The organism is Oceanibaculum nanhaiense (genome assembly GCF_002148795.1).
In the GTDB taxonomy this organism is placed as follows: domain Bacteria; phylum Pseudomonadota; class Alphaproteobacteria; order Oceanibaculales; family Oceanibaculaceae; genus Oceanibaculum; species Oceanibaculum nanhaiense.
Genome location: NZ_MPOB01000003.1, coordinates 1 through 16,248, shown reverse-complemented (window position 1 = coordinate 16,248; position 16,248 = coordinate 1). Strand labels below are relative to the sequence as shown.

Sequence of the window (16,248 nt, the reverse complement as noted above, 5' to 3'; positions counted from 1 at the left end):
CGTGACGACAGCCGAGATCGAGACTGCCGACGCGGTGGACATCCATTCCCCCAAGCGGTTCTTCAACCGCGAGCTGTCGTGGCTGGCCTTCAACGGCCGGGTTCTGGAGGAAGCGGGGAATCCGAAGCATCCGCTGCTGGAGCGGCTGCGCTTCCTGTCGATTTCCTCCTCCAATCTGGACGAGTTCTACATGGTGCGCGTCGCCGGCCTGAAGGGCCAGGTCGAGGCCAATGTGAACACCCAGAGCCAGGACGGGCTGACCCCGGCGCAGCAGCTGGAGGCGATCTGGCAGGCGACGGCGAAGCTGGTGACCGAGCAGCAGAGCTGCTGGCGCGCCCTGCGTGAGGAGCTGCGCGTAGTCGGACTGGCTATGGTCGAATGGTCGCAATTGACCCGCTCCGACCAGAAGTGGCTCGAACGCTATTTCATGGAGCAGGTGTTCCCGACGCTGACGCCGCTGGCCGTCGATCCGGCGCATCCCTTCCCGTTTCTGCCGAACAGGGGCAAATCCATCGTGCTGCAGCTGCAGCGCGGTGCCGACAAGCGCCGGTTGGAGGCGCTGGTGCCGATGCCGCCGCAGATCGGCCGCTTCATCCGCCTGCCGGGGGCGGCGATCCGCTTCCTGCCGATGGAACATCTCATCGTGCAGTTCTACGAGAAGCTGTTTCCGGGCTTCGAGCTTCTGGGCAGCGGCATCTTCCGCGTGCTGCGCGACAGCGAAATGGAAATCGACGAGGAAGCGGAGGATCTGGTCCGCCTGTTCGAGAGCGCCCTGCGCCGGCGGCGGCGCGGCAGCGTGATCCGGCTGACGGTGAATGGCAGCATGCCGGACGATCTGCGCAGCTTCGTCATCGACCAGCTGGGCGTTGGTCCGCAGGATGTATTCTCGCTGGAGGAGATGATCGGCATCGACGATCTGTCGCAGCTCATCGTCTCGGAACGCACCGATCTGCTGTTCGAACCGTTCAACGCCCGCTTCCCTGAGCGGATCCGGGATTTCGGCGGCGACTGTTTCGCGGCGATCCGGCACAAGGACATCGTGGTCCATCACCCGTTCGAGAGTTTCGACGTGGTGGTGCAGTTTCTGCGTCAGGCGGCCCGCGATCCGGCGGTCATCGCGATCAAGCAGACGCTGTATCGCACCTCGAAGGATTCGCCGATCGTGAAGGAGCTGATCGAGGCGGCCGAGAGCGGCAAGTCGGTCACTGCCATGGTCGAGCTGAAGGCGCGCTTCGACGAGGAGGCGAATATCCAGTGGGCGCGCGATCTGGAACGCGCCGGCTGTCAGGTGGTCTATGGCTTCATGGATCTGAAGACCCACGCCAAGGTGTCGATGGTAGTGCGGCGCGAGGGTGGCAGCTTGCGCTCCTACTGCCATTTCGGCACCGGCAATTATCATCCGGTGACGGCCAAGATCTATACCGACCTGTCGTTCTTCACCTGCGATCCCGAACTGTGCCAGGACGCCGCCAGCGTGTTCAACTTCATGACCGGCTACGCCCAGCCGGCGAAGCTGACGAAGCTGGCGATGGCGCCGTTCAGCCTGCGCGATACCTTGCTCGCCCATATCCGCACCGAGGTGCGCAACGCCAAGGCCGGCAAGCCGTCGGGTATCTGGGTAAAGCTGAACTCGCTGGTGGACGAGAAGCTGATCGATGCGCTCTACATCGCATCGCAGGCCGGGGTGCCGATCGAACTGGTGGTGCGCGGCATCTGCTGTCTGCGGCCCGGCATCAAGGGGCTGTCGGAGAACATCAAGGTGAAGAGCATCGTCGGCCGCTTCCTGGAACATGGCCGCATCGCCTGCTTTGCCAACGGGCACCCCATGCCGTCGCCGGAGAACAAGATGTTCATCTCCTCGGCTGACTGGATGCAGCGCAATATGGACCGCCGCGTCGAGACGCTGGTGCTGATCGACAATCCGACAGTGCATGAACAGATTCTCGACCAGATCATGGTCGCCAACCTGAAGGATGTGCAGCAAAGCTGGCGGTTGCGGCCCGATGGCAACTATATCCGGCTGCCCGCTGGCGAGGGCGATTTCAATGTTCATCACTACTTCATGACGAATCCGAGCTTGTCCGGCCGGGGCAGTGCCCTTAAGAAGTCGCAGCCGCTGCCGCGTTTGGTGGTGAGCTGATCCGCACCGAAACGCGACTTAGGACGCAATGCAGGAAAAACGGATCGACGATCCGGCCGCCAGGCTGAGTTCGGGGACGATGGGTATCGGCGGCCATGTCGGGGTCATCGACATCGGCTCCAACTCGATCCGCCTCGTGGTCTATGACCGTCCGGAGCGCGGCTTTCTGCCGCTGTTCAACGAAAAGGCACTGTGCGGCCTCGGCAAGGGGCTGACAGAGACCAACCGGCTGTCGGAAGACGGCGTGAATGCTGCCTTTGACAGCCTGGCGCGGTTCGCCGCCGTGGCGCGCGGCATGGAGGTGGCGACGCTGCATGTGCTGGCGACAGCCGCCGTGCGCGATGCCGAGAATGGCGCGGCTTTCGTCGCCGAAGTGGAAGGTCGCCTGGGCTTCGATGTACGCGTCCTCTCGGGCGCCGAGGAAGCCCGGCTCTCCGCACTCGGCGTGCTCTGCGCCATGCCGCAGGCCGATGGCGTGGCCGGCGATCTGGGCGGCGGTAGCATGGAACTGGTCGATCTGCGTGTCGGCAGCATCGGCCAGCAGACGACACTGCCGCTGGGGCCCTTGCGTCTGTCGGCGCTCGACGGGCCGGCGAATCGCAAGAAACTGGTTGCCCATATCGACCGCCATCTGGCCAGTGTGCCCTGGCTGTCCGGCCTGAAGGGGCGGCCGCTTTATGCCGTTGGCGGGGGCTGGCGCTCCATCGCCAAGGCGCATATGGACATGACCGGTTATCCGCTGCACATCCTGCACGAATACCGCCTGCAGACGCCGGCGCTGCTGGATTTCCTGGACCGGCTGCAGCAAATCGGCAAGTCCGAGATGAAAGCCATCAACGGGGTGTCGAAGCGCCGGCTGGAAACCATCCCGATGGCTGCCTTGTTGATGCGCCGGCTGCTGACGCTGGCCGAGCCGTCCTGCGTCGTGTTCTCCGCCTATGGCCTGCGTGAGGGCTGCCTGTTCGATCTGCTGCCGGACGAGGCGAAGAGCCTGGACCCGCTCATCGAATCGGCGCGCAAATTCGCCGCTGCGGCCGGGCGTTTCCCGCCGCATGGCGAGGAGTTGCTGGACTGGACAACACCGCTGTTTCCGGAGGATACGCCGCTGCGCCGGCGGCTGCGCCATGCGGCGTGCATCCTGTCGGACACCGCCTGGGCGGAACATCCCGACTATCGCGCGGAAAATGTCTTCTGGAAGGTGCTGCGCGCGCCGATACCCGGTTTCGACCATGCCGGCCGCGCTTTCGTCGCCCTGGCGCTGATGGCGCGCTATGTCGGCAATATCGACCTGCCGGCGGCGGACATCGCGAAGAAGCTGCTGGACAAGGAGCAGACCAGCCAGGCCCTGGTGCTGGGGCTGGCGCTGCGGCTTGCCCATACCTTCACCGGTGGCGCGCCCGGCATATTGCGGGAGACACCGCTGCGCCCCGGGCTTGGCAAGCTGGGCTTCGCGATCGCGAAGCCCCATGCCGCCCTGTCCGGGGATGTGGTGAAGCGGCGGCTCGACTCGCTTGCCGCCGCCCTGGGCCAGACCGGAGAGATTACTCTCCTGCCATAAGGCCCGATGCTGTTCAGCCTGCGCCGCCGGGCCGGTTCATCACGAACACTTCGTTCACCACGGCATATTCCATGTAGCCGAGGCGCGAGATCGGGCGGAAGCGCGTCACATCGACGAAGCCCTTATCGTTGATGACCTCGTCGGCGATGTGAATGCCGACCACGCGCCCGAAGATCACGTAATTGCCGCGCTCGGGATCCCAGCTCGGCATTTTCACGGTCTGCAGATACTTGCATTCCAGATGCACGGGGGCGCCCTTCACGCGCGGCGGCTTCACCATGCTGGACGGCAGCGTCTCCAGCCCGGCGGCCTCGAACTCGTTCTGCCCGGCGGGCAGGCCGGCGGAGGAGATGTTCATCTGCTCGCGCAGATCATAGGTCGCCATGTTGACCACGAACTCGCCGGTCTTCTCGGCATTGGCCTGGCTGTCTTTGAACGCCACGGCTTCCGGGCGCAGGCCGGCGGCGAACATCACGCAGGGCGGGTCGGACGCCACGGCGTTGAAGAAGCTGTAGGGCGCCAGATTGGGCCGGCCATCCTCGTCCAGCGTGGAAATCCAGCCGATTGGGCGCGGTACCACCAGCGATTTGAACGGGTCGCGCGGCAGGCCGTGATTCTTCTTGTCGGGTTCGTAGAACATAAGGGGAGTCGCTCCTGAGATGGGAGGCCGATGCCTGCCGGACGGCGGCGCAGCCAACGAGATGGCAAGAGAGTAGCGAGGCCGAAGCGGGGATGCCAGAGGCTATTAGGGCCATATGGTATGCGTGCCTGTGGTATGCGTGCTTGCCTCGGCATGCAGCATTCTTATAGAACTAGACCCAGCGTTGGTTCCCGCAAGGGATGAAAAGGGAACGCGGTGCGTCCGGCTTCGGCTGGGCAATGCCGCGACTGTCCCCGCAACTGTAAGCGGCGAGCGCCGGTCCAAACAGGCCACTGGGAAACCGGGAAGGCAGGGCAGGTGCAGCGACCCGCGAGTCAGGAGACCTGCCAGCGTGAGCACGTCCCGCGACCGTCGATCGGGGTGAATCGTCGGAACGGCTGTCCGCAGCGGTGACGCCAATCCATTGGCTGGGTTGCCGGAGGCGGAAGGGCTATGAGCTGTCGCGGGTCTCTATCTCTCCATCGTGGGGCATCCATGCCCCTTCCGGTCACGCGCAACCTGTTTTCGCGTCATCTCTCGATGGGGTTTTCATGTCATTCCGTTCTTCCCTGCTGATCGGCAGCGCACTCTGCGTTGTCGCGCTTCCCGCTGCCGCCGTTCGCGCGCAGAGCCAGCCGGGCGACAGCGTCGCCCAGCTCATGCCGCACATCGTCATCACCGCGACCCGCGCCGAAACCGAACTGGAGCGTATCCCCGCCCAGGTTACCGTCATCGACCGCGAGGCCATTGACCGTGGCGGCTACCAGACCGTGGAGGAGGCGCTGCGCACCGTGCCGGGCCTCGCCGTCGTGCGGCTGGGCGGCCCCGGTCAGCAGACCTCGGTGTTCATGCGCGGCGCCAACAGCGACCATGTGCTGGTGCTGGTCGATGGCGTGCCGGTGAACGATCCGTCGGGGGCGGGCGGCGCCTATAATTTCGGCGACGACCTGGTCGGCGATCTGGAGCGCATCGAAGTGGTGCGCGGGCCGGTCTCCAGCCTCTATGGCAGCAATGCCATTGGCGGCGTCATCAACATGATCACCCGCGCGCCGTCGCGTAAGAAGGCCGAAATTTTCGGGCAGGCGGCCGGCGGCAGCCATGGAACGGTGCAGGCACAGGCAGGCTTGCGCGGCCGCTCGGACGGTTTCGACTATATGGTCAGCGCCGAGCATTTCCGCACCGACGGTATCAATCTTTCGCCGTCACGTATCGCCGGCAATATTGACGAGAAGGACGGATCGGAAGTCACCACCATCACCGGCAAGCTGGGCTACAATATCGGCGATGCCGGGCGGGTGGATGCGCTGATGCGCTACCGCCGCAACGAATTCGACCTCGATAATGTCCCGAACGAGGAGCCGAACTATACCGGCGAGAACGAGCATTTCCTCTACAAGCTGGGCGGTGAGGCCTATCTGTTCGATGGCAGCCTGACCTCGCGCCTCGATATCGGGCAGAGCCGTCACGACCGCAGCTTCACCAACCGGCCCGACGCCGCCAGCGCGAATCTGACAGATGACAGCTACGAATCGGTGCGCAGCTTCGCCGAGTTGCAGAATACCTACCGGATCGGCGATCTGGGTGGCCTGCGCGACACGGTGCTGGTGTTCGGCGGCAGTGCCGCGCGCAGCACGGTGGAGACCAGCACGAATTCGGTCAGCGTCTGGGGGCCGTTCACCCAGTCGCTGGATGCCGATTCCAACGATTATGCGCTCTATACCAACCTGCAGGCGCGGGTAAGCGAGCGCATCGACGTGACCGCGGGGCTGCGTTACGACGTGCCGGACGATTACGACAATACGCTGACCTACCGGATCGGCGCGGTGGTCGCGGTGCCGGAAATCCTGACGCGCTTCTCTGGCGCGGTCGGCACCGCCTACAAGGCGCCGACATTGTATGACCGGTTCGGCGTGGATAATTACGGCTATCGCGGCAACACCAACCTGAGCCCGGAGGAATCCTTCTCCTGGGAGGTGGGGTTCGAGACCGACCTGCCGGTTCGCGGCCGGGCCAAGGCGGTCAGCTTCGGTGCGACCTATTTCAGGACGAAGACCGATGACCTCATCACCAACGATTTCGTGCAGCAGACCGTGGTGAATATCGGCGAGGCGTCGAGCGAGGGGGTGGAGAGCTTCATCGCCCTGCGTCCGGCCGATTGGATCGAGACCAGGCTGAACTATACCTGGATGCAGGCGCGCAACGAGGATACCGGCCAGATGCTGCTGCGCCGGCCGCGCCATCAGGGCTCGCTTTCGGTCGATCTGAAGCCGATGCATGACCTCAGCTTCGGACCGGAGCTGGTCTATGTCGGCAGCCGGCTGGATGTCGCCTATGACGACGCCGGCAGCTTCCTAGGCAACCGGCGTAACGGTTCCTACACGCTGGTCAATCTGTCGGGCAGCTACCAGCTGCGTGAGGATGTCTCGCTGTTCGGCAAGGTCTATAACCTGTTCGACCGCGAGTATGAGCCGTCGAACGGCTTTGCCGGGCGTGGCCTGACCGCGCTGTTCGGGGTGCGCGGCAGCTTCTGACCACAGCTTTCCAGGGGAGCTGTCTGGGGGATTTTCAGGGACCGTTCGCCGGCCTGCCGGTTTTCCGTTTGCCCAATCGTGGCAAACCCGGTAGGTAAGCGGGCGGTCTCTCGAAGAACCCGGAGGATACAGGTGACGGCGCAAAACGCCGGCGATACCGGCCCGCGCGCGCTGCTTCCCAACGGCCTGCGCGACGTGCTGCCGCCCGAAGCGGCCCAGGAATCCGAAGCTGTCCGGACGCTGCTGGATTATATGCGCGGTTTCGGCTACCAGCTCGTGAAGCCGCCCCTGGTCGAATTCGAAGGCAGCCTGCTGGACGGCGCCAGCCCGAAGATGGGCACCCGCATTTTCCGTGTCATGGACCCGGTCTCGCAGCGCATGATGGGCGTGCGCGCGGACATGACCATGCAGATCGCGCGCATCGCCACCACGCGGCTGGCCAATGCGCCGCGCCCGCTGCGCCTATCCTATGCCGGCGAGGTGCTGCGCGTGCTGGGCTCGCAGCTGTCGCCGGAGCGCGAGTTCGTCCAGGTCGGCGCGGAGCTGATCGGCAGCCCGTCCGCCGCCGCCGATGCGGAAATCTGCGTCATGGCGCTGGAAGCGCTGGCCGCCGTCGGTGTGCGCAACACCTCCATCGATCTGATGATGCCCACCCTGGTGCCCGCGATCTGCGCCGCCGCCGGGCTGGGGACTTCCGACATCGCGCGGGTGCGCGCAGCGCTCGACCGCAAGGACGCAGCGGAGGTGGCATCCGTGGGCGGTGATATCGGCAGTCTGCTGGCGACGCTGTTGCAGGCCAGCGGCCCGGTGAATCGCGCCTTTGAGAAGCTTGCCGACCTCGACCTGCCGCCGGCAGGGCAGGAGGTGCTGGCACGGCTGCGCCAGGTCGTCGATCTGATGCGCGCCGCCCGGCCGGATGTCACCATCACCATCGATCCGGTGGAGAATCGCGGTTTCGAATATCATACCGGCATCAGCTTCAGCCTGTTCGCGCGCGGCATCCGGGGGGAGCTTGGGCGCGGCGGCCGCTATCTGGCTGGCCAGTCGGATGAACCGGCGACCGGCTATACGCTCTATATGGACACCGTGATGCGCGCCCTGCCGGCGCTGGCCAATGGCCGGCTTCTGTTCCTGCCCTACGGTACGCCGCGCGCCACCGCCGTGCGTCTGGCCGGGGAAGGCTGGACAATCGTGACCGGTCTGGAACCGGTGGCCGACAGTCAGGCGGAGGCGCGGCGGCTGGGCTGCGGCCACTGGCTGCAGAATGAAACCGTTTCGCCTGTCGCGTCATAGGCATATCACGCTACAGACTATCTTCAGTAACGCACGAAACCGCGAGTAAGCAGCATGTCCAACGTTACGGTCATCGGCGCCCAGTGGGGCGATGAAGGTAAGGGCAAGATTGTCGATTGGCTCTCCGAGCGCGCCGATGTGGTGGTGCGCTTCCAGGGCGGCCACAATGCCGGCCATACCATTGTCTGCGGCAGCCAGACCTACAAGCTCAGCCTGCTGCCGTCGGGCGTGGTGCGCGGCAAGCTGTCAATCATCGGCAATGGCGTGGTGGTCGATCCCTGGGCATTGCTGCGCGAGATCGAGACGGTGCGCGCCCAGGGGCTGAACATCACCCCCGAAACCCTGCTGGTCGCCGACAATGCGGCGCTGATCCTGCCGCTGCACCAGCGCATCGACCAGGCGCGCGAAGAGGCCAAGGGCGTGCGCAAGATCGGCACCACCGGACGCGGCATCGGCCCGGCCTACGAGGACAAGGTCGGCCGCCGCGCCATCCGCGTCTGCGATCTGGCCGAGCCGGAGACGCTGGCCGAGAAGGTCGATGACCTGGTCGCCCACCACAATGCTTTCCTGCGTGGCCTTGGCGTGGAGGAGATCGACGCCGCCGCCCTGCTGGCCGCCTTGCAGGAGGTGGCGCCGAAGCTGCTGCCCTATGCGCACAGCGTCTGGCGCCATCTGGAGGAAGCCCGCAAGCAGAGCAAGCGGGTGCTGCTGGAAGGCGCGCAGGGCACCATGCTGGATATCGATCATGGCACCTATCCCTATGTCACCTCCTCCAACACGGTGGCGGGGCAGGCGTCCAGCGGTGCGGGTATCGGGCCGAGCCAAGTCGGCTATGTGCTGGGCATCACCAAGGCCTACACGACGCGCGTCGGTTCCGGTCCGTTCCCGACCGAGCAGGAGAACGAGATCGGCCAGCGCCTGGGCGAGCGTGGCCGCGAATTCGGCACGGTCACCGGGCGCAAGCGGCGCTGCGGCTGGTTCGACGCGGTGATGGTGCGTCAGGCGGTGAAGGTCGGCGGCATCGACGGCATCGCGCTGACCAAGCTGGACGTGCTGGATGGGCTGGATGAGATCAAGGTCTGCATCGGCTATCGCCATGATGGCAAGGAATATGATCACTTTCCGGCCGGCAAGGAATTGCAGGCCAAGGTCGAGCCGATCTACGAGACCTTCGAAGGCTGGCAGGACAGCACCCAAGGCGCCCGCAGCTACAAGGATCTGCCGGCTACCGCGATCAAATATATCCGCCGTATTGAAGAGCTGATCGAGGCGCCGGTGGCGCTGCTGTCCACCAGCCCGGATCGCGATGACACCATTCTGATGAAAGACCCCTTTGCAGATTAAAGCCGTTTCCGCCATTCGGTTTTTGCTTGGAAAGCAATGTGAAGTTTTCTCGTGGAGATCGCCCCATAGGTGCTAGCATAATAACGATTATCGACTGGCTGATGAGGTAGGCGGATGGCCGAGGCGGCGGCAAACGGCAAGCTGACGCTGAAGGGGCGGTACGAGATCGTCATGGACGATCCCCTGCCGGCCTTCGATTCACCGCGCGCCAAAGCCTATTCGGTGATCGATAGCCAGGGTGACCGGCCGCTTCCCCTGATGGGGCTGCTGCTGGACCGCCGGCTGCCGGTGCGGTTGTCGGCGATGGAGGAGATGCGCGACTGCCGCCTGCCGGGCCTGCTGACGCTGCTGGATTCCGGGCAGACCGGCCGGCGCGGCGATGCCCATCGGCAGATGTGCCTGATCTATGAGCGGCCGGCGGGCGCACGGCTGTCGCCAGGCGGCGATGCGCCCTTCAAGCCGTTTCCGGAAGAGGCGATCGAGCGGCAGATACTGCCACGCATATTGCCGGTGCTGAAGGAGTTGCAGGTGCGCAACGTCACGCACCGCGCCATCCGGCCCTCCAACCTGTTTCATTCCGGCGACAATAGGGGGCTGGTGCTGGGCGAGTGCTTCTCGGCGCCGCCTGCGGCCGACCAGCCTGACTTTCTGGAACCGATCGAGAGCGCCATGGCCGATCCGCTGGGCCGCGGCGATGGTGAGCATACAGACGATTACTACGCGCTGGGTGCCACCATCCTGTGCCTGCTGCTGGGCAAGAAACCCGAAGCGGAGGGGGGCGGCAACGACCTGCTGCATCTGAAGATGGAGCTGGGCTCGTTCTCCGCGCTGGCCAGCCGCTATACCCTGTCGCTTCCCATCGTGGAAATGCTGCGCGGGCTGCTGAATGACGATCCGCGCGACCGCTGGGGCATTACCGACCTGGAACACTGGCTTGCCGGCCGGCACCGCAAGACGCTGCGCGGCAAGCTGCCGCCAAAGGCCGCCCGCGCGATCACCATTGGCAAGGCGGAATGCGTGACCAGCCAGTCGGCAGCCTTCCGGCTGTCCCTGGACTGGGAAAGCGGCGCGCAGATGGTGCGCAACCCCGCCTTCGACAATTGGCTGCGCCGCAGCCTGCATGTCGAAGAGATGGCCAAGTCACTGCACGGCATCGTCGGTGGCACCGGGCCGGAACCGGCGGATGCCAAGGCCTTGTCGCGGGCCTGCATGGTGCTGTTTCCGTCATCGCCGATCAGCTTCAAGGGGATCAGCGTCAATCCGGACGGCATCGCCTATATGGTGCCGGCCAGTGCCGGCAATCAGGCGCAGCGGCAGAAGCTGGGCGAATTGCTGGCGGCGAAGGTTCCGTCCACCTGGTTTTCCACGAATACTGCCCAGCGCAGCGATCTGGCCCGGCAACAAAGCCTGCTGGAGCGCATGGCGACGATGATGGCGCAGACCGGCCCGGGCTTCGGTTATGAGCGGGTGATTTACGAGCTGAGCGCCTCGTTTCATTGCCTCAGCCCGCTGATCGAAAGCCGGATGATCGTGAATTACGAGGATCTGCTGCCGGCGATGGAGGCGGCGGTCTCTGAAAGGCTGCCCTCCAACGAGCCGCTGGACCGGCATACGGCGGCCTTTATCGCCGCGCGCTGCCGGCAGGTGACGGACCGCTGGGTGCGGCCGTTGGCCGACGATTCGGACGGTTTTGCGCGCATCGTGGCGCAGGTCCGGCTGATGGCGTTCGTGCAGGGCTTGTCGAGCAACGGCGCCTTGCCGAACCTGTGCCGCTGGCTGGAAATCCATCTTCGCCCGGTGCTGAGCCAGTTTCACAATTTGAAACGCCGCAAGCAGATGTTGAGCGAGTTGGAGGTGGCGGCGAAATCGGGCATCATTGGCAAGATGATGGTCCTGGTGGAGGATACGCAGGCCCGCACCAAGGACGAACAGGGGTACCGGGCGGCGATTGCGAGCTTCGGGCGGGCCGACATGCAGGTGAAGACTCTGCAAAACGAGGCGAATTATATGGAATATACAGCCAGAGTGCTGGGCGAGCAGGTGTCGGCTGTGGCCAGTGGCGTCATTGGCGGCCTGGCGTCTTTCGCGATTCTGGCCTTTTATCTGGTATGACGAATGTAATGCGATTGGCACCGGGATCATGAGCGACAAGGCGAAGACGAAGGCGAAAGCCAAGGCGCCACCCGGCGGTGGCGGTGGCGGTCGGCGGCCCGGCGGCCCAGGGGGCAAGAACAAGCAGCAAAGCCGGGGCGGCTGGAAGCTGCTGATGCTGGTCGTGGTTCTGGGGCTGGGGCTGGCGGTATTGCCGACGATGGTCGTCGCGGCGGTCGGGATGATGCCGACGCTGGTCGCCTATATTGTCGATGGGCGGCGCGAGAAATATGCCGCCTTCTCGGTTGGCTGCATGAATTTCTGCGGTGTCCTGCCCTTCATGCTGCAATTGTGGACGCAGGAGCACAGCTTCGCGATGGCCTGGCGGATCGTCGGCGATCCGGTCTCCTGGATGGTGATGTATGCCGCCGCGTCCGTCGGCTGGATCATCTATTATGCGGCGCCACATGTCGTTGCCGCCTATCTGCGCTTCCAGCTCGACCGGCGAATCCAGAAGCTGCGTGAATACCAGAAGGATCTGGTGTCGGAATGGGGCGACAGCATTACCCGCAGCGCCAGCGCCGAGCCGGCGGGCGACAAGCCCGCCGCGCTTGCCAAGCCGGAGGAGGGGGAACCCGACGGCGAGCAGGCCAAGAGCTGAAACCCGGTGTGATCTTTCGAGACAAAAAAAGCCCCCGTTTCCGGGGGCTTTTCGTTTGCGCGACAGGGAGTGGGGCTGGCGGGTCAGTGCGCCAGCTTCTCCTCGATCGCGGCGTTCTTCATCGCCTTCTGCAGCTTCTCGAAGGCGCGCACCTCGATCTGCCGGACACGCTCGCGGCTGATGCCATATTCCTGGCTCAGATCCTCCAGGGTCATCGGATCCTCGCTCAACCGGCGCTGCGTCAGGATGTTGCGCTCACGCTCGTTCAGCACCTTCATCGACTGGGTCAGCAGCTTGCGCCGGCGGCTGACTTCCTGATGCTCCGCCAGCATCGTCTCTTGGGTCTCCGAATCATCGACCAGCCAGTCCTGCCACTCGCCATCGCCATCCACACGCAGCGGCGCATTCAGCGAATGGTCCGGGCTGGCGAGCCGGCGGTTCATGTTCACCACATCCTGCTCCGGCACTTCCAGCGCGGTGGCGATCTTGGTGACATTCTCCGGGCTGAGGTCGCCCTCATCGATGGCGTTCAGCTTGCCCTTCAGCTTGCGCAGGTTGAAGAACAGCTTCTTCTGCGCCGCCGTGGTGCCGATTTTCACCAGCGACCAGGAATGCAGGATGTATTCTTGTATCGCGGCGCGAATCCACCACATGGCGTAGGTGGCGAGGCGGAAGCCCCGGTCCGGGTCGAAACGCTTCACCGCGTGCATCAGGCCGAGATTGCCTTCCGAGATCAGCTCGGCGACCGGCAGGCCATAGCCGCGATAGCCCATGGCGATCTTCGCCACAAGGCGCAGATGGCTGGTCACCATCTGGTGCGCGGCATCGACGTCCTGATGCTCGGTCCAGCGCTTGGCGAGCATGAACTCGCTTTCTGGGGTGAGCATCGGGAACTTGCGGATGTCCTGCAAGTAGCGCGACAGATTGCCTTCGGGGCTGACGACCGAAATCGACGGGATCGCAGCTGCCATTGTTTAAACTCCCTCCAAGAAGATCCCCGATCCGGTGTATCGACCGGGCCTAGGGATATCGGTATTGCTTCCAAATATACCATATGGCCGATGGCATAAATGTGGCCGGGGGAAACAATTAATTTCCAGCCGGGAGGGAGAGGCCGAGCAGCGCGAGTATTTCCGCCATATCCGCTGGTAAGGCACTCTGAAACAACATTCTTTTTCCGGTCCGCGGATGCTGGAACCCGAGTTCGCGCGCATGCAGGGCCTGGCGCGTGAAGCCTGACAGCGCAGCCTTCACGGGATCGTTACTGCCCGTGTTCTTATTGGCCGGGCTGCGATTACGCCGGCCGCCATAGGGGGCGTCGCCGACCAGCGGGTGGCCAATGGATGCCATATGGACGCGGATCTGGTGAGTGCGGCCGGTTTCCAGCCGGCATTCGACCAGGCTGACCAGCGCCCCATATCGTCCCAGCGTGCGGTAGCGCGTCAGCGCGTGCTTCCCGCTGGTGCCGACCACGGCCATCTTCTTGCGGTCGCGGTTGCTGCGTCCGATATTGCCGGCAATCTCGCCGGCGGGAGGCATCGGCACGCCCCAGACCAGCGCCAGATAGGCGCGGTCGATGGAATGAGCGGCGAATTGCCCGGTCAGCGAGGCATGGGCGAGATCGTTCTTGGCGGCCACCAGCAGGCCGCTGGTATCCTTGTCGATGCGGTGCACGATACCAGGGCGCTTCACCCCGCCAATGCCGCTTAGCGTATCGCCGCAATGCCCAAGCAGCGCGTTCACCAGTGTCGAATCAGGGTTGCCGGGGGCAGGGTGAACCACCATGCCGGCGGGCTTGTCGATGACGATCAGATCATCATCCTCATAGACCACGGTAAGCGGGATATCCTGCGCGCCGGGCGTGGCCGCTTCCGGCGGCGGCAGCGTCACGGTGAAGCACTGGCCGGGCTTCACCTTCTGCGACGGATCGGTGGCTGGTCCCTCTGACTCAGCAACCATGCCCTGCTCGATCAGCGCCTTCACCCGGCTGCGCGACAGATCGCCCAGCCTTGCGGCCAGGAACCGGTCCAGCCGTTCGCCGGCTTCGCCCGTTTCGACGGCGACGGTACGGCGGTCGGGGGAAACGGCCGGGAGATCGGATTTCGGTTGCGTCATGCGGGGCGAATGCCTATCCCGGTCGTCGGAGTCTCGCAAGCCTGACCGAGAGAAGATTGGGGCCAAGCCGATGAAAGCCTTGAACATAGCCGTCGTGGTGATGGGTGTCATGATTGTCGTCGGAGTGGCGGTGATCGGCGTGACCATCGCGAAGCGCCTGGGCGGTGCGTCCGAGCCGGAGCCTGCCATCGCGATGCCACTTGTGCCGGGGGCACCGCTGGCCAGTTTCGATCCGGCGACGGTGCCGCTGCCATCGGGCGCGCGGCTGCAGCAGATCGTGCCGGCCGGGAACCGGCTGGTCCTGCACATGGCGGGCGAGGGCGGCAGGGATGTGCTGATGGTGCTCGACATGGCCGGCGGCCGCGTGCTTGGCTCCTTCCTGCTCGAACCGGCGCAGTGAGGGCCGGCGCAGTGAGGGCCGGCGCAATAAGGGTAGGGACCGATGAATTTCAGCAGCGACAATGTGACGGGCGCCTCGCCGGAAATCCTGGCGGCACTGACCGGCGCGGCCGAAGGCAGCGTCACTTCCTATGGCAACGACCCGCTGACCGCGAAGGTGCAGGAGAAACTGTCGGCGATCTTCGAGAAAGAGGTCACGGCCTTCCCGGTCGCCACCGGTACGGCAGCGAACGCGCTGGCGATCTCCTGCCTGACTCCGTCCTGGGGGGCGATCTATTGCCACCCCAATGCGCATATCGAGGAGGATGAGTGCGGCGCCCCGGAATTCTTCTCGGGGGGAGCCAAGCTGGTGCATGTCGATGGGCCGCACGGCCGGATTGACGCGGCAGAACTCGACCGCCGGCTCGGCAATGCCGGCATCGGTACGGTGCATCATGTGCAGCCGGCCTGCGTCAGCCTCACCAACCTGACCGAGGCCGGCACGCGTTACAGCCCGGACGAGGTGGCTGCCATCGGCGAAATCAGCCGGAAATACGGCCTGAAGCTGCACATGGACGGGTCGCGCTTCGCCAATGCGCTGGTGGCGCAGAACTGCTCTCCGGCGGAACTCACCTGGAAGGCAGGTGTCGATGTGCTGAGTTTCGGCGCCACCAAGAATGGCGCGCTGGCCGCCGAGGCCGTGGTGTTCTTCGACAGGGACCTCGCCCGCGACTTCGCCTTCCGGCGCAAGCGCGGCGGGCATCTGTTCTCCAAGATGCGTTTCCTCTCTTCCCAGCTCGACGCCTATCTGGAGGGCGATCTGTGGCTGAAGAACGCGCGCCACGCCAACCGCATGGCCGCCCTGATCGCCGAGGGGCTGGCCGGCGTGCCGGGGGTGGAGCTGGACCATCCGGTCGAGGGCAACGAGATCTTCGCGCGCCTGCCGGCGGCGGTCATCGACGGGCTGCTGGCCGACGGCTTCGCCTTCTATCGCTGGGGCAGTGCCGAGACGCCCAGCATCCGGCTGGTGACCGCCTTCAACACGGCGGAGGCGACGGCCCGCAACTTCGTGGAGCACGCCGCCGCCCACGCCGCGCGTTCGGCAGCGAAGTAGGGTGCTGGCGCAGGCCAGCAGAGCCAGAGGGATAAATCCGGCGATCAATCGGAAAAGCCCGACGAAATCGCTTGAACCGTGCGGAAGCTTTCGCTATCAAGTGCGCCTTGCCTCGCGGTCCCCATCGTCTAGAGGCCTAGGACACCGCCCTCTCACGGCGGCAACCGGGGTTCGAATCCCCGTGGGGACGCCAACGCTTTTTACCCTATATATTTCAATAACTTAGCGGCCCGTGTGGAGTCGCTGTGGGTGCTCGAGTGGAAACTCGCGAGCGGTCATTCCTGGGCTCGGACGGGGTTGGTTCCGGCAGGGCTTGACCTTCCCCTAGCGGGAACCCCTATCTATCCATGCGTTGGCCAAACGGGCACATCACAAAAGACGCA

At 64.7% G+C, this 16,248-nt stretch carries 12 protein-coding genes, 1 tRNA gene and 1 riboswitch; of the genes, 10 read left to right on the top strand and 3 right to left on the bottom strand.

Annotation, left to right across the window (positions count from 1 at the left end; genetic code table 11):
• Position 1 precedes the first annotated feature (1 nt).
• Together BKM74_RS05345 and BKM74_RS05340 are read left to right on the top strand one after the other, a co-directional pair.
• Positions 2-2,140: an RNA degradosome polyphosphate kinase gene (locus BKM74_RS05345; RefSeq protein ID WP_086464673.1), complete on the top strand. Its 2,139-nt coding sequence runs from the start codon at positions 2-4 to the stop codon at positions 2,138-2,140.
• Between the two features lie 28 nt (positions 2,141-2,168).
• Positions 2,169-3,698, top strand: coding sequence for a Ppx/GppA family phosphatase (locus BKM74_RS05340; protein WP_086464672.1), 1,530 nt, complete (start codon positions 2,169-2,171; stop codon positions 3,696-3,698).
• A 13-nt stretch (positions 3,699-3,711) separates the two neighbouring features.
• Here BKM74_RS05340 and BKM74_RS05335 read toward each other — a convergent pair whose 3' ends face one another.
• A complete protein-coding gene (locus BKM74_RS05335) occupies positions 3,712-4,338 on the bottom strand; it encodes a flavin reductase family protein (protein ID WP_086464671.1) in 627 nt (208 codons plus the stop codon).
• A gap of 168 nt (positions 4,339-4,506) precedes the next feature.
• Positions 4,507-4,704, top strand: a riboswitch (cobalamin riboswitch).
• Positions 4,705-4,889: 185 nt separating this feature from the next.
• Here BKM74_RS05335 and BKM74_RS05330 point away from each other — a divergent pair.
• From BKM74_RS05330 to BKM74_RS05310, 5 genes are all read left to right on the top strand, one after another.
• A complete protein-coding gene (locus tag BKM74_RS05330; protein ID WP_086464670.1) occupies positions 4,890-6,869 on the top strand; it encodes a TonB-dependent receptor plug domain-containing protein in 1,980 nt (659 codons plus the stop codon).
• Positions 6,870-7,001: 132 nt separating this feature from the next.
• Positions 7,002-8,162: an ATP phosphoribosyltransferase regulatory subunit gene (locus tag BKM74_RS05325; protein ID WP_086464669.1), complete on the top strand. Its 1,161-nt coding sequence runs from the start codon at positions 7,002-7,004 to the stop codon at positions 8,160-8,162.
• A 54-nt stretch (positions 8,163-8,216) separates the two neighbouring features.
• Positions 8,217-9,506, top strand: coding sequence for an adenylosuccinate synthase (locus BKM74_RS05320; protein WP_086464668.1), 1,290 nt, complete (start codon positions 8,217-8,219; stop codon positions 9,504-9,506).
• A gap of 114 nt (positions 9,507-9,620) precedes the next feature.
• Positions 9,621-11,618 (top strand): protein kinase family protein, encoded by a 1,998-nt coding sequence (locus BKM74_RS05315; RefSeq protein WP_086464667.1) that lies wholly within the window; start codon positions 9,621-9,623, stop codon positions 11,616-11,618.
• Positions 11,619-11,646: 28 nt separating this feature from the next.
• Positions 11,647-12,258, top strand: coding sequence for a hypothetical protein (locus BKM74_RS05310; protein WP_086464666.1), 612 nt, complete (start codon positions 11,647-11,649; stop codon positions 12,256-12,258).
• A gap of 83 nt (positions 12,259-12,341) precedes the next feature.
• On the opposite strand, the gene rpoH is transcribed toward BKM74_RS05310, so the two are convergent.
• On the bottom strand, positions 12,342-13,229 hold the full coding sequence (gene rpoH / locus BKM74_RS05305; RefSeq protein ID WP_086464665.1) for an RNA polymerase sigma factor RpoH: 888 nt from the start codon (positions 13,227-13,229) through the stop codon (positions 12,342-12,344).
• Positions 13,230-13,347: 118 nt separating this feature from the next.
• Complete coding sequence (locus BKM74_RS05300; protein ID WP_086464664.1) at positions 13,348-14,373, bottom strand: RluA family pseudouridine synthase; 1,026 nt, start codon at positions 14,371-14,373, stop codon at positions 13,348-13,350.
• A 70-nt stretch (positions 14,374-14,443) separates the two neighbouring features.
• Here BKM74_RS05300 and BKM74_RS05295 point away from each other — a divergent pair, with 70 nt between their 5' ends.
• The 3 genes from BKM74_RS05295 (at position 14,444) to BKM74_RS05285 (ending at position 16,058) form a co-directional block, all read left to right on the top strand.
• Positions 14,444-14,773, top strand: coding sequence for a hypothetical protein (locus BKM74_RS05295; RefSeq protein WP_086464663.1), 330 nt, complete (start codon positions 14,444-14,446; stop codon positions 14,771-14,773).
• Between the two features lie 42 nt (positions 14,774-14,815).
• Entirely contained in the window at positions 14,816-15,865 is a 1,050-nt protein-coding gene (locus tag BKM74_RS05290) for a threonine aldolase family protein (protein ID WP_086464662.1), read from the top strand.
• Between the two features lie 117 nt (positions 15,866-15,982).
• A tRNA-Glu gene (locus tag BKM74_RS05285) sits at positions 15,983-16,058 on the top strand.
• The last annotated feature ends 190 nt before the right edge of the window (positions 16,059-16,248 follow it).